The organism is Streptomyces sp. NPDC055140 (assembly GCF_053607285.1).
Genome location: NZ_JBSGTG010000014.1, coordinates 238105 through 254228 on the forward strand (window position 1 = coordinate 238105; position 16124 = coordinate 254228).

The window sequence follows — 16124 nt, forward strand, 5'->3', positions numbered from 1 at the left end:
CTTTGACCATTTCCGTACAACCATTCACCCCTGCCTCCGGTCGAACGCATCCGGATCGCACATGCGTGCCCTCTGTGCCTGTGTGTACGGACCGGCAGGTGTTTCACGGGCGCGCGCCCCCGCGCCCCGGTCCCGGCACACCGCACGACTGCAGGAGAGGAGCCCCCGTTGGCCGCTTCGAAGGCGAAGCGACGGCACAAGGTCCGTAAACGGGCCGACATGTCCCTGCTCGGCGGCATTCGCCCGCCCATCGCGCTGCTCTCGGCGCTGCTCCTCACCCTGGCCGGGATCACCGCGCTGACCATGGGACGCGCCGACGACGCGGGGGTGCCCAAGGCGGTGCTCCAGTCGCAGCGGCACTTCGCCGAGGACGGCGCCGTCGCCCTGCGTGCCTCGCTCGACGAGAGCATCACGGACCTCAACCGCACCGCGAACCTCTTCAGCTCCGGTCAGCCGGTCAGCGCCGACACTGTCCTCGACAAGGTCGGCAACGTCTACCAGAAGTGGCGCGGCTCGTCCGTCATCGAGATCAAGTCGGGCAAGCTGCTCGCGGCCCGCGGCGAGAACGTCCCGGTCGTCGCGATCGACCGCGCCAAACTGTCGGACGAGGGGGGCCTGCAGCCCCGGCTCATCCGCCTCGACAACGGCGAGACGCGCCTGCTGACGCTGGCCCTGCTCTCCTGGAAGGGCCACCCGCAGGAACTCCTCGTCACGACCAGCAGCCTGAAGTTCCCCGGTGTCAGCCTCGGCAAGTTCCGGGCCATCGCTGTGGTCGACTCGGCCGGCGAGGTCCTCAGCAGTGACGGCATCCTGGCGCCCGAGCAGATCCTTTCCGACTCGGTCAAGGAGGCGTCGGCCGCGGCCCGTAAGCAGCTCGACGACTTCGCCGGGGCGGCTGCCGAGAAGGCGGCCCAGAACCCGATCAAGGCCAAGGAGCCCGGCTCCGGCGGCTACCTGGGCGTCAGCGGCAGTCTCCTCGGCGACACCGTCCAGGGCGACCGGGCCGTCGCCGGTTACGCCTCGCTCGCCGGACCCGAGCCGGGCGAGCCCACCACCGCCAGCGGCCTCGGCCTCACCGTCGTCACGCTGGTGCACGTCACCGAGGACCCCGCGCACGCCGCGGGCCTCGCCTTCGGTCTCTTGGCCGCGGGCGCCCTGCTGATCATCGGCGGCCTGACGGTCGCGCTGCTGCTCGGCACGGTGCAGCGCCCCCTGATCCGGCTGTTCCTGGAGAGCCGCCGGCTCACCCGCGGCGATCTGCACCGCCCCGTCTCCGTCCCGCGGTTCGGCGAGGGTGCCAGGGTCGGCACCGCTCTCGAGCGCCTGCGGCGACAGCTCGTCGGGGATCCCACCGAGGTGCCGCGCCGCCGGGCCCGGCTCGGCGCCCGGACCCTGCTGGCCGTCAGCGGCGTACTCCTGCTCGTGTGGTGCGCGCCGCTCGTGCTGCTCTTCAACCGGCCGGGCAACGACGTCGCCGTGCCCGAGCAGCTGGTCAGCGACCAGCGCGAGCGCACCGACACCCTCGCCGACCGCGTCCGCAGGGCCCTGAACGAGGGCCACGCCGACCTCGCGGCCGTCGGCTCCCTGGTCGGCGACCGGACCGGACCCGCGCAGATCACCGAGGTCCTGGAACGGACCATGGCGGAGCACCCGCGCTACGAGTCGCTGTACGTCCTCGGACCTGACGGAAAGATCGTCGCCAAGGCCGGCGGCGACCGGCACAACCCCGCGGGCAAGGGCCCCTCCACCGAGCCCATCCGCGTCCTGGACGACTCCGGCAAGAAGCCGGTGATCATCGGCACAGCGGAGATCCCGGGCCGCGCGGGCACCGCCGTGGTCGGCGAGTTCCGCCTCGACTTCCTCAACTCGCTGCTCAAGCGCCCCGGCCTCGGCACGGTCCGCGTCGTCGACGCGGACCGCAGAGTGATCGGCGGCAACTCCGGCTACCGCGAGTTCCAGCGGCTGCCCTCGGGACGGGTCGACGAACTCGTCGACGCCACCAACCAGCAGGTGGGCCTCGCGGCCAAGCCCAGCGGCGTCCTGTACCGGGACTCCGACGGCGTCCAGCTCGCCGCGGCCGCCCCCTTCGCCGGTGGCGGCGCCGCCAAGTCCCTCGGCTGGACCGTCGTCAGCTGGCAGCCCGCCTCCAGCCTCGCCATCCCCGAGTACAGCCTCCAGAACCGCACGGTCCTGGCCGGGCTTCTCGGCATCACCGCGGCGGCCGCCTGCCTCGGCTGGCTGCACATCGTCGTCGTACGGCCCCTGCGCGACCTGGCCCGCCAGGCCGAGTCGCTCGCGGACGGTGACCGCAAGACCGTCCTGTTCCCCCGCCACCACGACGAGGTCGGCGCCGTCGCCCGCAGCCTGGAGCTGATCAGGCAGCAGGTCCAGAGCCAGCAGCGCAAACGCGACGGCGGTGCCCGCACGCCCGCCGGAGCCGGAAGGAACTAGAACCACCGTGCTCTTCCTCTACACCGTGCTCGTGGTGTGCGGATCCGTCCTGCTGATCGCCGGAATCGTCGAACAGCGGCGGCACTTCGCCAACCTCGAACACATACCGACCCGCGTCCTGGTCAACGGCATTCGCGGCAAGTCGTCCATCACGCGCCTGTGCGCGGGCGCCCTGCGCGGCGGCGACCTGACCACGGTCGCCAAGACGACCGGCACGGCGGCCCGCTTCATCCACCCCGACGCCACCGAGGAACCGGTCTACCGCAAGTTCGGTATCGCCAACGTCGTCGAGCAGATCGGCATCGTGCGCCGCGCCGCCGCCTACAACCCGGACGCGCTCGTCATCGAGTGCATGGCCGTCATGCCGGCGCTCCAGGAGATCAACCAGTCCAAGCTGATCCGCTCCACCATCGGTGTCCTGTGCAACGTCCGTGAGGACCACCTCGCCGAGATGGGCCCCACCCTCGACGACGTGGCGCGCTCGCTGTGCCGGTCCATGCCGGAGGGAGGCATCTGCGTGACCGCCGAGCAGGAGCGCTTCCACATCCTCCAGGAGGAGGCGGACGCCAGGGACTGCAAGCTGATCTACGCCGACCCCGAGACGGTCAGCGACGAGGAGCTGCGCGGGTTCAGCTGGTTCACCTTCAAGGAGAACGTGGCGATCGCGCTGACCGTCGCCGAGCTGGTGGGCGTCGACCGGGACACCGCGCTCCAGGGCATGTACGACGCCCCGCCGGACCCCGGAGTCCTCTCCGTCGAGCGCTATCTCACGCACGACAACAAGAAGCTCCGCTTCGCGAACGTCTTCGCGGCCAACGACCCCGAGTCGACGCTGATGAACATCAACCAGCTCCTCGACCTCGGTGCCGTCCACCGCCCGCTGAACGTCGTCATCAACTGCCGCCCGGACCGCGTCGAACGCAACGGCCAGATGGGCGAGATCATCCCCGAGCTCGACCCGGACCAGGTCTTCGTCATCGGACACCCGGCCAAGTCCGCCATCGACGCGATCCCCGCCGCCTACCGCGACCGGGCCGTGGACCTCGGCGGCGACCGGCGCGAGGCCGAGGAGTTCATGGGGAAGCTGCTCGGCAGCCTCGGCTCCGACTCCTCGCTCGTCGCCATCGGCAACATCCACGGCCAGGGCGAGCACCTACTGGAGCACCTCGCCGAACTCCCCGCGGACGAGTCCGAGGACACCGCCGCCGGCACCGCCGACGCCTACGGGACCGCGGCCCCGGCGCACGCGGTACAGGCCCCCCACGAGCCCGTGGAGACGATGCAGCTCTACGCGCCCCGCATCGACCCGTACCAGCAGTACCCGCAGGCGTACGAGACGCGGTACGCGCCCCAGCCGCACATCCCCGTGCAGCGCGACGCGGACCGGCCCCATCCCGAGTACGACGAGCCGCAGCCCCGCGAGGTCTGGCCCACGGTGATCCAGGCCCAGCCCGTGTATCCCGCTCAGCCGGCCGAACAGGGGCGCCCCCGCGGCCTGTTCGAGCCCCGCGTCCCGCCCGCACCCCCCGCCGACGACCCGCAGCAGTGGCACAGCAGCCCAGGAGAACCCCGTTGATCCCCACCGTCCTCACCCCCGAGATCGCCGCGATCGGCATCGCGATCGGGCTGCTGTTCTCCCTGGTCTGCTATCTCACGACGAACCTCTCGCCGGGCGGAATGATCACCCCGGGCTGGATCGCGCTGACGCTCGTCGAAGACCTCCAGCGCGCGGCCATGGTCGTCGGCGTCACCGTCCTCACCTATGTGGGCACGCTCCTGATGCAGCGCTACGTGATCCTCTACGGCAAGCGCCTGTTCGCCGCCGTCGTGCTGCTCGGAGTGACGCTCCAGGCCACCGTGATGATCGTGCTCTCCCTCGAGTTCCCGCTGATGTACGCGAACCAGACGCTGGGCTTCATCGTCCCCGGCCTCATCGCGTACCAGCTGGTCCGCCAGCCCAAGGGCCCCACGATCCTCGCCACCGGCTCGGTGACGCTGATGGCCTATGTCGTCCTCACCGCCGGAATCCTCCTCGGCGTCATGCCGTCCGCCTGAACCAGCCACCGGAGCCGACCTCATGAGTGCCAAGAAGAAGCACCCCGTCCTGCACACCGCGGTCATCCTCGCGCTGCTCGGCGGCAGCGCTTATCTGACGGTGGAACTGCGCAAGGACGAACAGGCCAAGGCCCCCGCGGTCCAGGCCGTCACCGACACCCCGCTCCTGGAGTCGAGCACGGGCCACAAGAGTGGCAAGCAGACCTGGGAGCGCCTGAAGAACCCCGAGCGCTCGGTCCTGCGCGGCGAGGGCGGCCAGGTCCTCGCGACCTTCACCGACGGCGCCCGCACCGCCACGCTCAAGGGCCCGAGCCGCACCTTCACCGAGCCCGCCAACACCAAGTCCCGGGTAGTCACCGAGGACTGGGTGCGCCTGATGCCCGAACCCTGGCGCAAGGGCGCCGAGCGCGAGAAGTGGTTCAAGGACTGGTTCAAGGAGTTCTACGGCAGCGAGGAGGACGACGTCTTCGCGTTCGCCTTCCAGTACCTGGAGGGCGCCCCCGTCAAGAAGGACGACGAGGGCATCGCGTACGCCGGTGACGCCAACTTCGGTCCGATCAACCCGAACGGCAGCGAGGGCAACGACCTGCGCGACGAACTCTCGGACTTCTACGACTACTTGCGCATCCCGTACACGTTCCGTGACGGTGTCACGCAGCAGCCCGAGGCCCGCCGCGCCCGGTCCGTGGACTGCTCGGGCTTCCAGCGCCTGGTGTGGGGCTACCGGGCCCGCTACCCCCTGATGTCGTCGGACAAGTCCGGCGACGGCCTGCCGCGCACCGCCAACGGCATCGCGCGCTCGGACGTCGGGACCGACATCATCCCCCTCAAGGGAGTCGGCGCGGCCGACCGGCCCAAGTCCATCGACGTGCTGCAGCCCGGCGACCTCGTCTTCTTCAAGCTCGACGCCCGCACGGGCCAGCGCCTCGACCACGTCGGCATGTACATGGGCCACGACACCGACGGCCACATGATCTTCGTGTCGAGCCGCGAAGAGGTCAACGGCCCCACCATCGGCGACAAGGGCGGCACGTCCCGCCTCGACGGCAACGGCTACTACGCGAGCACCCTGCGCAGCGCGAAGCGGCTCTGACCGGCCGCTCGATACGCCGGTGCCCGGCACACCAGTTGGTGTGCCGGGCACCGTTCGTGCGGGGGGAGTTACGCCGGAACGCTGGCCACGCCCGCGTCCAGGAACCGCTTGCCGGTCACCCGCTCGCTGACGCCCTCACGGTCCAGGTACGGCGTGATGCCGCCCAGGTGGAAGGGCCAGCCGGCGCCGGTGATCAGGCACAGGTCGATGTCCTGGGCCTCGGCGACGACACCCTCGTCGAGCATGAGGCCGATCTCCTGCGCCACCGCGTCCAGGACGCGGTCGCGGACCTGCTCCTCCGTCAGGACGACATCGCCCTGCTTGAGGAGCGCGGCCACCTCGGGGTCGAGCTCCGGCTTCCCGGAGTCGTACACGTAGAAGCCACGCTTGCCCGCCTTGACGACCGCCGCGAGGTTCGGGGACACCGTGAAGCGCTCCGGGAAGGCGCGGTTCAGGGTCTCCGAGACGTGCAGACCGATCGCGGGACCGACCAGCTCCAGGAGCACCAGCGGGGACATCGGCAGGCCGAGCGGCTCGACGGCCTTCTCGGCGACCTCGACCGGGGTGCCCTCGTCGATGACGTTCTGGATCTCGCCCATGAAGCGGGTGAGGATGCGGTTCACGACGAACGCCGGAGCGTCCTTCACCAGAACAGGGGTCTTCTTCAGCTTCTTGGCGACACCGAAGGCCGTGGCCAGCGAGGCGTCGTCGGTCTGCTCGCCGCGGACGATCTCCAGGAGCGGGAGGATCGCGACCGGGTTGAAGAAGTGGAAGCCGACGACCCGCTCGGGGTGCTTCAGCTTCGACGCCATCTCGGTGACCGAGAGGGACGAGGTGTTGGTGGCGAGGATCGCGTGCGCCGGGGCGACCGCCTCGACCTCCGCGAACACCTGCTGCTTGACGCCGATCTCCTCGAAGACGGCCTCGATGATGAAGTCCGCGTCGGAGAAGCCCTCGGCCTTGTCCAGGACGCCGCTCACCAGCGCCTTGAGGCGGTTGGCCTTGTCCTGGTTGATACGGCCCTTGCCGAGCAGCTTCTCGATCTCGGCGTGGACGTAGCCCACACCCTTGTCGACGCGCTCCTGGTCGATGTCGGTCAGGACGACCGGCACCTCGAGGCGGCGCAGGAAGAGCAGCGCGAGCTGCGAGGCCATCAGGCCCGCACCCACGACGCCGACCTTGGTGACCGGACGTGCGAGCGACTTGTCCGGCGCACCCGCCGGGCGCTTGCCGCGCTTCTGGACGAGGTTGAACGAGTAGATACCCGCGCGCAGTTCGCCACCCATGATCAGGTCGGCGAGCGCCTTGTCCTCGGCGTCGAACCCGGCCTGAAGGTTCCCGTCCTTGGCGGCGGCAATGATCTCCAGCGCGCGGTACGCGGCCGGGGCGGCGCCGTGCACCTTGCTGTCGGCGATGAACTTGCCGCGCGCGACGGCCTCGTCCCACGCGTCGCCGCGGTCGACCTCGGCGCGCTCGACGGCCACGTCGCCCTTGAGGACGTTCGCCGTCCAGATCAGCGACTGCTCCAGGAAGTCGGCGCCCTCGAAGATCGCGTCGGCGATGCCGAGTTCGAAGACCTGCTTGCCCTTGAGCTGGCGGTTCTGGTTGAGCGAGTTCTCGATGATGACCGAGACGGCCTTGTCGGCGCCGATCAGGTTCGGGAGCAGCGCGCAGCCGCCCCAGCCCGGGACCAGACCGAGGAAGACCTCGGGGAGCGAGAACGCGGGCAGCGCCTTGGAGACGGTGCGGTAGGTGCAGTGCAGACCGACCTCGACACCGCCGCCCATGGCCGCGCCGTTGTAGTACGCGAAGGTCGGCACGGCGAGGCCCGAGAGGCGCTTGAAGACCTCGTGGCCGCCCTTGCCGATGGCCAGCGCGTCGTCGTGCTTCTTGAGGAGCTCGACGCCCTTGAGGTCGGCGCCGACGGCGAAGATGAACGGCTTGCCGGTGATGCCGGCGCCGACGATCGTGCCGTCGGCCGCCTCCTTCTCGACCTGGTCGATCGCGGCGTTCAGGTTCGCGAGCGAGGCCGGGCCGAAGGTGGTCGGCTTGGTGTGGTCGAAGCCGTTGTCGAGCGTGATCAGCGCGAACCGGCCCGCGCCGAACGGCAGGTCGAGGTGGCGTACGTTCGCCGACGTGACGACCTCGTCCGGGAACAGCTCGGCGGCGCCCTTCAGGAGCTCAGGGGTGGTGGTACTCACTTGTCGCCTCCGGCGTCCTTGTGGTGCGGGTTCTCCCAGATGACCGTGGCGCCCATGCCGAAGCCGACGCACATCGTCGTCAGGCCGTAGCGGACCTCGGGCTGCTCCTCGAACTGGCGGGCAAGCTGCGTCATCAGGCGCACGCCGGAGGAGGCCAGCGGGTGACCGAACGCGATGGCGCCGCCGTACTGGTTGACGCGCGCGTCGTCGTCGGCGATGCCGTAGTGGTCCAGGAAGGCGAGGACCTGGACGGCGAAGGCCTCGTTGATCTCGAAGAGGTTGATGTCCTCGATCGACAGACCGGCCTTGGCGAGCGCCTTCTCCGTCGCCGGGATCGGGCCGTAGCCCATGACCTCGGGCTCGACGCCCACGAAGGCGTAGGAGACGAGGCGCATCTTCACCGGGAGGTTGTTCTCGCGGGCGAAGTCCTCGGACGCGATGATCGACGCGGTCGCACCGTCGTTCAGACCGGCGGCGTTGCCCGCGGTGACGCGGCCGTGCACGCGGAACGGCGTCTTGAGGCCGGACAGGTTCTCCAGCGTGGTGCCCGGGCGCATCGGCTCGTCGGCGGTGACCAGGCCCCAGCCGGTCTCGCCGACGTCCGGGTTGGTGTTGCGCACGGAGATCGGGACCAGGTCCTGCTGGATCTTCCCGTTCGCGTACGCCTTCGCCGCCTTCTCCTGCGAGCGCACGGCGTACTCGTCGGCGCGCTGCTTGGTGATCTGCGGGTAGCGGTCGTGCAGGTTCTCGGCGGTCATGCCCATGAACAGGGCGGACTCGTCGACGAGCTTCTCCGACACGAAGCGCGGGTTCGGGTCGACGCCCTCGCCCATCGGGTGGCGGCCCATGTGCTCGACACCGCCGGCGATGACGGCGTCGTACGCGCCGAAGGCGATGGAGCCCGCGGTGGCGGTGACGGCGGTCAGCGCGCCGGCGCACATGCGGTCGATGGAGTAGCCGGGCACGGACTGCGGGAGGCCCGCGAGGATGCCGGCGGTGCGGCCGAGGGTCAGGCCCTGGTCGCCGATCTGCGTGGTCGCGGCGATGGCGACCTCGTCGATCTTCGCCGGGTCGAGGGCCGGGTTGCGGCGCAGCAGCTCCCGGATGGCCTTCACGACGAGATCGTCGGCGCGGGTCTCGTGGTAGATGCCCTTCGGGCCCGCCTTGCCGAACGGGGTGCGGACGCCGTCGACGAAGACGACGTCCCTGACGGTACGAGGCACGATGGCTCTCCTCCAGATGCGGGATGGCACTGCCGCGCGGCACGCACCCGGGATGCGGGAAGCGCGCTGCGAATACCGTCATGCTACTTGCGGGTAACCAAGACGTGTAGTCCCCCCGGCCGGAGCGGTGAAGGTCACACCGCGCGATCGAGGATCGAGCGCACCACGGGCCCCGCCGAAGCCACCACGTCACGGACGAACCGCACCCGTCCCACCCCGAACCCGCGCAGCGCCGGGCCGTGGTCGCAGGCGACGACGAGTACCGCGGCGATGAGCAGCGCCCGCCACCCCAGGAGCACCAGGCACCCCACCGGGCGTGGCATCCGCGCGAAGGCCTCGCGCAGCCGCTCGCAGTGGAACGGCACATGCCGCTCCTCGTCGGCGAGGATCGCCCCGGCCACCCGCGTCGTGAGCGCGTCGTCGGTGCCGTCGCGCAGCGCGCGGTAGTAACGCAGCGCCACGACCTCGGCGACCATCAGGACCAGGAGTTCGAGCCGCAGCCCGAGAAGCCGGCGCAGCCGGACGAAGACGGTGTCGCTCCAGTGCGAGGTGAGCGGCGGCACCCCGCCGGCGCCGAGCAGCAGCCCGAGCTGCCGGGCGTGGTTCTGCTCCTCGGCCACGAAGAGCCGCACGGCGCGCGCGTACGGGACGTCGCCCGCCCGGTCGGCCTTGGCGATCAGGTTCGCCCCGTCACCGCTCTCGCCGACCTGGAAGCGCCGCACGCTCCGCCACACCGCGGGATGCACCCGCGCGCCCCGCTCCCAGGCGGGCTCCGGTGTCGCGGCCCGGCGCTCCCGCTCGTCCTCGAAGTCCCGCACCCATGCCTCGTACCCCCTGGTGATCATGGGAGTGACCGTAGGCAGGCCCTCCCCGCCGCGACGAGCGAGGAGGGGCCACCGGTACGAAACCGCTACGAACGCGGGGCGCCGCGCGGCGCCCCGCGGGTCAGGCGGTCTGCTTCAGGGCCTCGGCGAGCAGCGGCGTGACCTGCTCGATCTGCCAGGGCCGCGCCCCGTACCCGCGCAGCGCCTCGGCCACGGCCGCCTCGGAGCGGTCGCCCGGGGGCTCCCAGCACACCCGGCGGACCGTGTCCGGCGTGATCAGGTTCTCCTGCGGCATGTTCAGCGTCTCGGCCAGCGCCGACACCGCGGCCCGCGCGGCGGAGAGCCGCGCTGCTGCGACCGGGTCCTTGTCGGCCCAGGCCCGCGGGGGAGGAGGCCCGGCGAGCGGGGCCCCGGGCTGCGGCAGCTCCGCGTCGGGCAGCTCCTTCGCCCGGTCCACGGCCGCCTGCCACTGCTCCAGCTGACGCCGGCCCGTACGGTGCCCGAAACCGGGCAGAGCGGCCAGCGCGTGCACATTCGCGGGAAGTGAGAGCGCCGCCTCGACGATCGCGCCGTCCCCGAGCACCTTGCCCGGCGACACGTCACGCCGCTGCGCGATCCGGTCCCGCGCGGTCCACAGCTCCCGGACGACGGCCATCTGCCGGCGGCGCCGCACCTTGTGCATCCCGGACGTGCGCCGCCACGGGTCCTTGCGGGGCGGCGCGGGCGGCGCCGAGGCGATGGCGTCGAACTCCTGGTGCGCCCAGTCGAGCTTGCCCTGCCGGTCGAGCTCCTTCTCCAGCGCGTCCCTCAGGTCCACGAGGAGCTCCACGTCCAGCGCGGCGTAGCGCAGCCACGGGTCGGGCAGGGGCCGCGTCGACCAGTCGACGGCGGAGTGGCCCTTCTCCAGTACGTAGCCGAGGACGTTCTCCACCATCGCGCCGAGCCCCACGCGCGGGAAACCGGCTAGGCGCCCGGCGAGCTCGGTGTCGAAGAGGCGGCTGGGGACCATACCTATCTCGCGAAGACACGGCAGGTCCTGCGTCGCGGCGTGCAGCACCCACTCGGCGTCGGCGATCGCGTCGCCGAGGGCGGACAGGTCGGGACACGCGACGGGGTCGATGAGCGCGGAGCCCGCGCCCTCGCGGCGCAGCTGCACCAGGTAGGCGCGCTGCCCGTAGCGGTAGCCGGAGGCGCGCTCGGCGTCGACGGCCACGGGCCCGGTGCCCGCGGCGAAGGCCGCGACCACCTCGGCCAGGGAGGCCTCGTCGGCGATCACCGGCGGGATGCCCTCGCGCGGCTCGAGCAGGGGGATCGGCACCTCCGCAACAGAGCCGCCGTCGTCCGGAGGTGCGCCCCCGGTGGTTCGCAGTGAACTGTCTGCTGCGGTCTCTTGGGCGTCGGTCACCTGTCAAGGGTATCTGTGTATGTACAGCGCCCGTCGACGGAACGTTCCGTCGACGGGCGATGAAGGTACGTAAACCAGTCAGGGTCAGTGGATGATTCCGGTGCGCAGGGCCACGGCCACCATTCCGGCGCGGTCTCCCGTGCCGAGCTTGCGCGCGATGCGGGCGAGGTGGCTCTTGACGGTCAGTGCGGACAGGCCCATCGAGACTCCGATGGCCTTGTTCGACTGGCCCTCGGCGACGAGCCGGAGCACCTCGACCTCACGGCCTGACAGTTCGCGGTAGCCGCCCGGGTGGCTCGGAGCACCCGGGGGGCGGCGGTGCATACGGGCCGCGGCGGACCCGATGGGGGCGGCGCCGGGGCGGGAGGGCAGCCCGACGTTGGTACGGGTGCCGGTGACGACGTAGCCCTTGACGCCGCCCGCGAGGGCGTTGCGTACGGCACCGATGTCGTCGGCTGCGGAGAGGGCGAGCCCGTTGGGCCAGCCCGCGGCACGGGTTTCGGACAGAAGGGTCAGGCCGGAGCCGTCGGGAAGGTGGACGTCGGCGACGCAGATGTCGCGGGGGTTGCCGATGCGGGGACGAGCCTCCGCGACGGACGAGGCCTCGATGACGTCACGTACACCGAGCGCCCACAGGTGGCGGGTGACGGTGGAACGGACGCGGGGGTCGGCCACGACCACCATGGCGGTCGGCTTGTTCGGGCGGTAGGCGACCAGGCTTGCGGGCTGCTCGAGGAGAACGGACACCAGGCCTCCTGGGGTGCGGGACGGGACCGGCTCGGGGATGAAGCCGGGGCGAACCGTGCTTTCAAGGTCACAGACCTCTTCGGCAATAAACCCGCTCGCCTTTAGAGAAAGATCACGATTTAGTGAGTAACAATTCGTGCAATTCGGACACGCGATCGATCATCCGAAGATCGAAACGAATCACATCGGGACCGGAACTCTTCGAGGTCCGGTCCCGATCGGTGCTGTCGCTGCCCCTCGTCACCGGCGGCGGAAGGCCGAAAATCGCCTGCCGATGGCTGTTCCTCGTCGCCCGCCAGGACTTCCGCGTCGCCGTTCATGGCTCTCGCGTCGCTGTTCAGGACTTCTGCGGGCCCCGGCGCTGAGGCAGCGTCACCACGGACGCGTCCCCGGGACCGGCAGGCGGCAGGCCCGCGATCTGGCTGAGCAGATCGCACCAGGCCACCAGGTGAGAGGCCGTGTCCGGCACCCCGCCGAGCCCTTCACGCGGCGTCCACGAGGCGCGGATCTCGATCTGCGACGCCGGCGCACGCTCACCGAGCCCGCCGAAGTAGTGCGAACTCGCCCGCGTCACCGTGCCGCTCGCCTCCCCGTACGCGAGGCCCCGCGCCTGGAGCGCGCCCGTGAGCCACGACCAGCAGACCTCGGGGAGCAGCGGGTCCGCCGCCATCTCAGGCTCCAGCTCCGCCCGCACCAGCGTCACCAGGCGGAACGTCCCGTGCCACGCGTCGTGCCCCGCCGGGTCGTGCAGCAGAACGAGGCGGCCGTCCGCGAGGTCGTCGTCGCCGTCCACCACCGCGGCCTCCAGCGCGTACGCGTAAGGCGCGAGGCGCTGCGGCGGCTTGGTCGGGTCCACCTCGATCTCCGGACGCAGCCGCGCCCCCCGCAAGGCCTCGACCGCCGCCCGGAACGGCGGCGGAGCCGAGTCCACCGGATCCTTCGTCTTACGCCCCTCCCGCTCCGATTCACTCATTCCCTCAGCGCCGTCCGACAGTCGTCCCTCAGCCGCAGCCATGCGGGGAAGATTAAGGGGAACGCGGCCTTCGCGCAGGGAGAGACACCCGGCACCCCTCACCTCGATGTCCCGGCGCCAGGCGGGGTACGCACCCGTGCGAGACTTTCCGACGTGAGCGCCAACCTCCGCCCCACGGGCCAGCAGCCGACAGCGACGTACGAATCCGCCTTCCTCAAGGCGTGCCGGCGTGAGCCGGTGCCGCACACCCCGGTGTGGTTCATGCGGCAGGCCGGTCGCTCGCTGCCCGAGTACCTCAAGGTGCGCGAGGGCATTCCGATGCTCGAGTCCTGCATGATGCCCGAGCTCGCCGCCGAGATCACGATGCAGCCCGTGCGCCGCCACCACGTCGACGCGGCCGTCTACTTCAGCGACATCGTCGTACCGCTCAAGGCCATCGGCATCGACCTCGACATCAAGCCGGGCGTCGGTCCCGTCGTCGAGCAGCCGTTCCGCTCGCGCGCCGACCTCGCGCGGCTGCGCGACCTCACGCCCGAGGACGTCTGGTACGTCACCGAGGCGATCGGCCTCCTGACGGCCGAGCTCGGCTCCACCCCGCTCATCGGTTTCGCCGGCGCGCCTTTCACCCTCGCGAGCTACCTCGTGGAGGGCGGCCCGTCCAAGAACCACGAGCACACCAAGGCGCTCATGTACGGCGACCCGCAGCTGTGGGCCGACCTGCTCGACCGCCTCGCCGAGATCACCTCTGCGTTCCTCAAGGTCCAGATCGAGGCCGGCGCCTCCGCCGTCCAGCTCTTCGACTCGTGGGTCGGCGCGCTCGCCCCCGCCGACTACCGGCGCTCCGTGATGCCCGCGTCGTCCAAGGTGTTCAAGGCCGTCGAGGAGTACGGCGTGCCGCGCATCCACTTCGGCGTCGGCACCGGTGAGCTCCTCGGTCTCATGGGCGAGGCCGGCGCCGACGTGGTCGGCGTCGACTGGCGCGTCCCGCTCGACGAGGCCGCCCGCCGCGTCGGCCCCGGCAAGGCGCTCCAGGGCAACCTCGACCCGGCGGTCCTCTTCTCCACGCCGGACGCGGTGGAGGCCAAGGCCCGCGAGGTGCTCGACGCGGCGGCCGACCTGGAGGGCCACGTCTTCAACCTCGGTCACGGCGTGCTGCCCACCACCGACCCGGACTCCCTGACGCGTCTCGTCGAGTACGTCCACACGCAGACCGCCCGCTAGGGGTGGTGAGGGCGGGCGCGTGCCCGCCCCCACCCCGCTGGACGAACAGCGCCCGCTGAACGAAAGCCGCCCGCCGCGCGTACGTCATGCCGAGCAGTGTCCCGCCGCCCCAAGCGAGGAGACCAGCCCATGACCGACCATCAGCCGGGTGCCCCCGTCCCTCCCCTCACCGCCCTGCCGGACGGTGAGGCCCAGCTCGCCGTCGTGCTGCGCCTCACCTGGGAGGACCTGGCCGCGCTCGGTCAGGAGGCGGGCCGTATCGCCGCCCGCACGCACCGCCCGGTCACGCTCGACGAGGCCGTCAGCCACCGCCTGCGCACCCGCCTGCCCGCGGCCCACGCCAAACCCCCGCAGCCCACGGCCGCTTCCGCCCTGAGCGCGGCCACGCCCCGCACCCCCGGCGACCAGGCGCGCCAGGCCATAGAGCAGATCAACGGCACGTCCACCCCGATGCCGCCCACCTCGGGCCCGGACACGCCCTAGGGGGTGTCCGGCGGATCCCCTAGCCCCTGCGCACCGCCGCGCTCGACTTGCGGGCCGCCACCAGGACCGGGTCCCACACCGGTGAGAACGGCGGTGCGTAGCCGAGGTCGAGGGCCGTCATCTGGTCCACCGTCATGCCCGCGGTCAGCGCGACCGCCGCGATGTCGACCCGCTTCGCGGCGCCCTCGCGGCCGACGATCTGCACACCGAGCAGGCGGCCCGTGCGGCGCTCGGCGATCATCTTCACCGTCATCGGGGCCGCGCCCGGGTAGTAGCCCGCACGGCTCGTCGACTCGATCGTGGCGGACACGAACTGCAGGCCGGCCCGCCGTGCGTCCTTCTCGCGCAGGCCGGTGCGCGCGATCTCCAGGTCGCACACCTTGCTCACGGCTGTCCCGACGACGCCCGGGAACGTCGCGTAACCGCCGCCCGCGTTCGTGCCGATGACCTGCCCGTGCTTGTTGGCGTGCGTGCCGAGCGCGATGTGGCGCTCGCGTCCCGAGACCAGGTCCAGGACCTCCACGCAGTCGCCGCCCGCCCAGATGTTCTCGTGGCCGCGCACCCGCATGGCGAGGTCGGTGCGGAGCCCGCCGTGCTCGCCCAGGGGGAGCCCCGCGGCGCGCGCCAGCGAGGTCTCCGGGCGGACGCCGATGCCGAGGACGACGACGTCCGCCGGATACTCGTCGGACGTCGTCGCGACCGCCCGTGCCCGCCCGTCGTCGCCCGTGAGGATCTTGGTGACCTCGGCGTCGTCGACCATGGTGATGCCCAAGCCGGTCATCGACTCGTGCACCAGGCGGCCCATGTCCGGGTCGAGCGTCGACATCGGCTCCGGCCCGCGGTTGACGACCGTGACCTCGTATCCGCGGCGGATCAGCGCCTCCGCCATCTCGACGCCGATGTAGCCCGCGCCGACGACGACGGCCCGCCGCCCCTGTGTCGCGGCGAGCGAGTCGAGCAGCGCCTGGCCGTCGTCGAGGGTCTGCACGCCGTGCACGCCCGGCGCGTCGATCCCGGGAATCCGCGGCCGCACCGGCCGGGCACCCGTAGCGATCACGAGTTTGTCGTACGAGGTCCAGGCCTCCGTCCCCGTGTCGAGCGCGCGTGACCTCACCCGCCCGCCCACGACGTCGAGTTCTGTCACCTCCGTGCGCATGCGCAGGTCGATGGACCGCTCCCGGTGCTCCTCGGGCGTGCGCGCGACCAGCTCGTCGGGCCCGGCCACCTCGCCGCCGACCCAGTAGGGGATGCCGCACGCCGAGTACGAGGAGAAGTGCCCCCGCTCGAAGGCCACGATCTCCAGCTCGTCGGGGCCGCGCATCCTGCGGGCCTGGGGCGCCGGGGGCCAGCCCCCCCCCGCCCCCCCCCCCTCACCCCCACCCCCCACAGGTTGGGGCGTGGCCCCCCCAAAAAACACCCCCCCCCCCCCCAACCACCACCACACCAAA

At 71.4% G+C, this 16124-nt stretch carries 13 protein-coding genes; 6 read left to right on the forward strand and 7 right to left on the reverse strand.

Features of this window, described 5'->3' with window-relative positions:
• Positions 1-219: 219 nt before the first annotated feature.
• From ACWFR4_RS26090 to ACWFR4_RS26105, 4 genes are read left to right on the forward strand one after another with little or no spacing between them, the layout of a single operon-like run.
• Positions 220-2451 carry a HAMP domain-containing protein gene (locus ACWFR4_RS26090; protein ID WP_453654806.1) on the forward strand — a complete coding sequence of 744 codons (2232 nt, stop codon included), beginning with the start codon at positions 220-222 and terminating at the stop codon, positions 2449-2451.
• 7 nt (positions 2452-2458) lie between these two features.
• Positions 2459-4027: a poly-gamma-glutamate synthase PgsB gene (pgsB, locus tag ACWFR4_RS26095; protein ID WP_453654786.1), complete on the forward strand. Its 1569-nt coding sequence runs from the start codon at positions 2459-2461 to the stop codon at positions 4025-4027.
• Complete coding sequence (locus tag ACWFR4_RS26100) at positions 4024-4506, forward strand: poly-gamma-glutamate biosynthesis protein PgsC/CapC (RefSeq protein ID WP_100591255.1); 483 nt, start codon at positions 4024-4026, stop codon at positions 4504-4506. Before pgsB ends, ACWFR4_RS26100 begins: the two co-directional genes overlap by 4 nt.
• Positions 4507-4528: 22 nt before the next feature.
• Complete coding sequence (locus tag ACWFR4_RS26105; RefSeq protein ID WP_453654788.1) at positions 4529-5599, forward strand: NlpC/P60 family protein; 1071 nt, start codon at positions 4529-4531, stop codon at positions 5597-5599.
• 68 nt (positions 5600-5667) lie between these two features.
• On the opposite strand, the gene ACWFR4_RS26110 is transcribed toward ACWFR4_RS26105, so the two are convergent.
• The 6 genes from ACWFR4_RS26110 to ACWFR4_RS26135 all read right to left on the reverse strand — a co-directional run bounded on the left by ACWFR4_RS26110 (position 5668) and on the right by ACWFR4_RS26135 (position 13014).
• A complete protein-coding gene (locus ACWFR4_RS26110) occupies positions 5668-7800 on the reverse strand; it encodes a 3-hydroxyacyl-CoA dehydrogenase NAD-binding domain-containing protein (protein ID WP_453654790.1) in 2133 nt (710 codons plus the stop codon).
• Positions 7797-9023: a thiolase family protein gene (locus ACWFR4_RS26115; protein WP_266558788.1), complete on the reverse strand. Its 1227-nt coding sequence runs from the start codon at positions 9021-9023 to the stop codon at positions 7797-7799. The genes ACWFR4_RS26110 and ACWFR4_RS26115 overlap by 4 nt, the downstream gene beginning before the upstream one ends.
• Positions 9024-9157: 134 nt before the next feature.
• Complete coding sequence (locus ACWFR4_RS26120) at positions 9158-9868, reverse strand: ferritin-like domain-containing protein (protein WP_453654792.1); 711 nt, start codon at positions 9866-9868, stop codon at positions 9158-9160.
• 100 nt (positions 9869-9968) lie between these two features.
• Positions 9969-11252: an HRDC domain-containing protein gene (locus ACWFR4_RS26125; protein WP_453461720.1), complete on the reverse strand. Its 1284-nt coding sequence runs from the start codon at positions 11250-11252 to the stop codon at positions 9969-9971.
• 84 nt (positions 11253-11336) lie between these two features.
• Positions 11337-11999, reverse strand: coding sequence for a response regulator transcription factor (locus tag ACWFR4_RS26130; protein ID WP_100591261.1), 663 nt, complete (start codon positions 11997-11999; stop codon positions 11337-11339).
• Between the two features lie 337 nt (positions 12000-12336).
• Complete coding sequence (locus tag ACWFR4_RS26135; RefSeq protein WP_453654794.1) at positions 12337-13014, reverse strand: DUF3000 domain-containing protein; 678 nt, start codon at positions 13012-13014, stop codon at positions 12337-12339.
• 111 nt (positions 13015-13125) lie between these two features.
• Here ACWFR4_RS26135 and hemE point away from each other — a divergent pair, with 111 nt between their 5' ends.
• Positions 13126-14193, forward strand: coding sequence for a uroporphyrinogen decarboxylase (hemE, locus tag ACWFR4_RS26140; protein WP_453654796.1), 1068 nt, complete (start codon positions 13126-13128; stop codon positions 14191-14193).
• Positions 14194-14322: 129 nt separating this feature from the next.
• A complete protein-coding gene (locus tag ACWFR4_RS26145) occupies positions 14323-14676 on the forward strand; it encodes a hypothetical protein (protein ID WP_453469667.1) in 354 nt (117 codons plus the stop codon).
• A 19-nt stretch (positions 14677-14695) separates the two neighbouring features.
• On the opposite strand, the gene ACWFR4_RS26150 is transcribed toward ACWFR4_RS26145, so the two are convergent.
• Positions 14696-16063, reverse strand: a complete 1368-nt coding sequence (locus ACWFR4_RS26150) for an FAD-dependent oxidoreductase (protein WP_453654798.1) — start codon at positions 16061-16063, stop codon at positions 14696-14698.
• Positions 16064-16124 lie beyond the last annotated feature (61 nt).

Excerpts from the sequence above, each read along its gene's own strand:
- ACWFR4_RS26090 (WP_453654806.1), top strand. The coding sequence starts at position 220 with ATGTCCCTGCTCGGCGGCATTCGCCCGCCCATCGCGCTGCTCTCGGCG.
- ACWFR4_RS26105 (WP_453654788.1), top strand. The coding sequence starts at position 4,529 with ATGAGTGCCAAGAAGAAGCACCCCGTCCTGCACACCGCGGTCATCCTC.
- ACWFR4_RS26120 (WP_453654792.1), bottom strand. The coding sequence starts at position 9,868 with ATGATCACCAGGGGGTACGAGGCATGGGTGCGGGACTTCGAGGACGAG.
- ACWFR4_RS26135 (WP_453654794.1), bottom strand. The coding sequence starts at position 13,014 with ATGGCTGCGGCTGAGGGACGACTGTCGGACGGCGCTGAGGGAATGAGT.
- ACWFR4_RS26145 (WP_453469667.1), top strand. The coding sequence starts at position 14,323 with ATGACCGACCATCAGCCGGGTGCCCCCGTCCCTCCCCTCACCGCCCTG.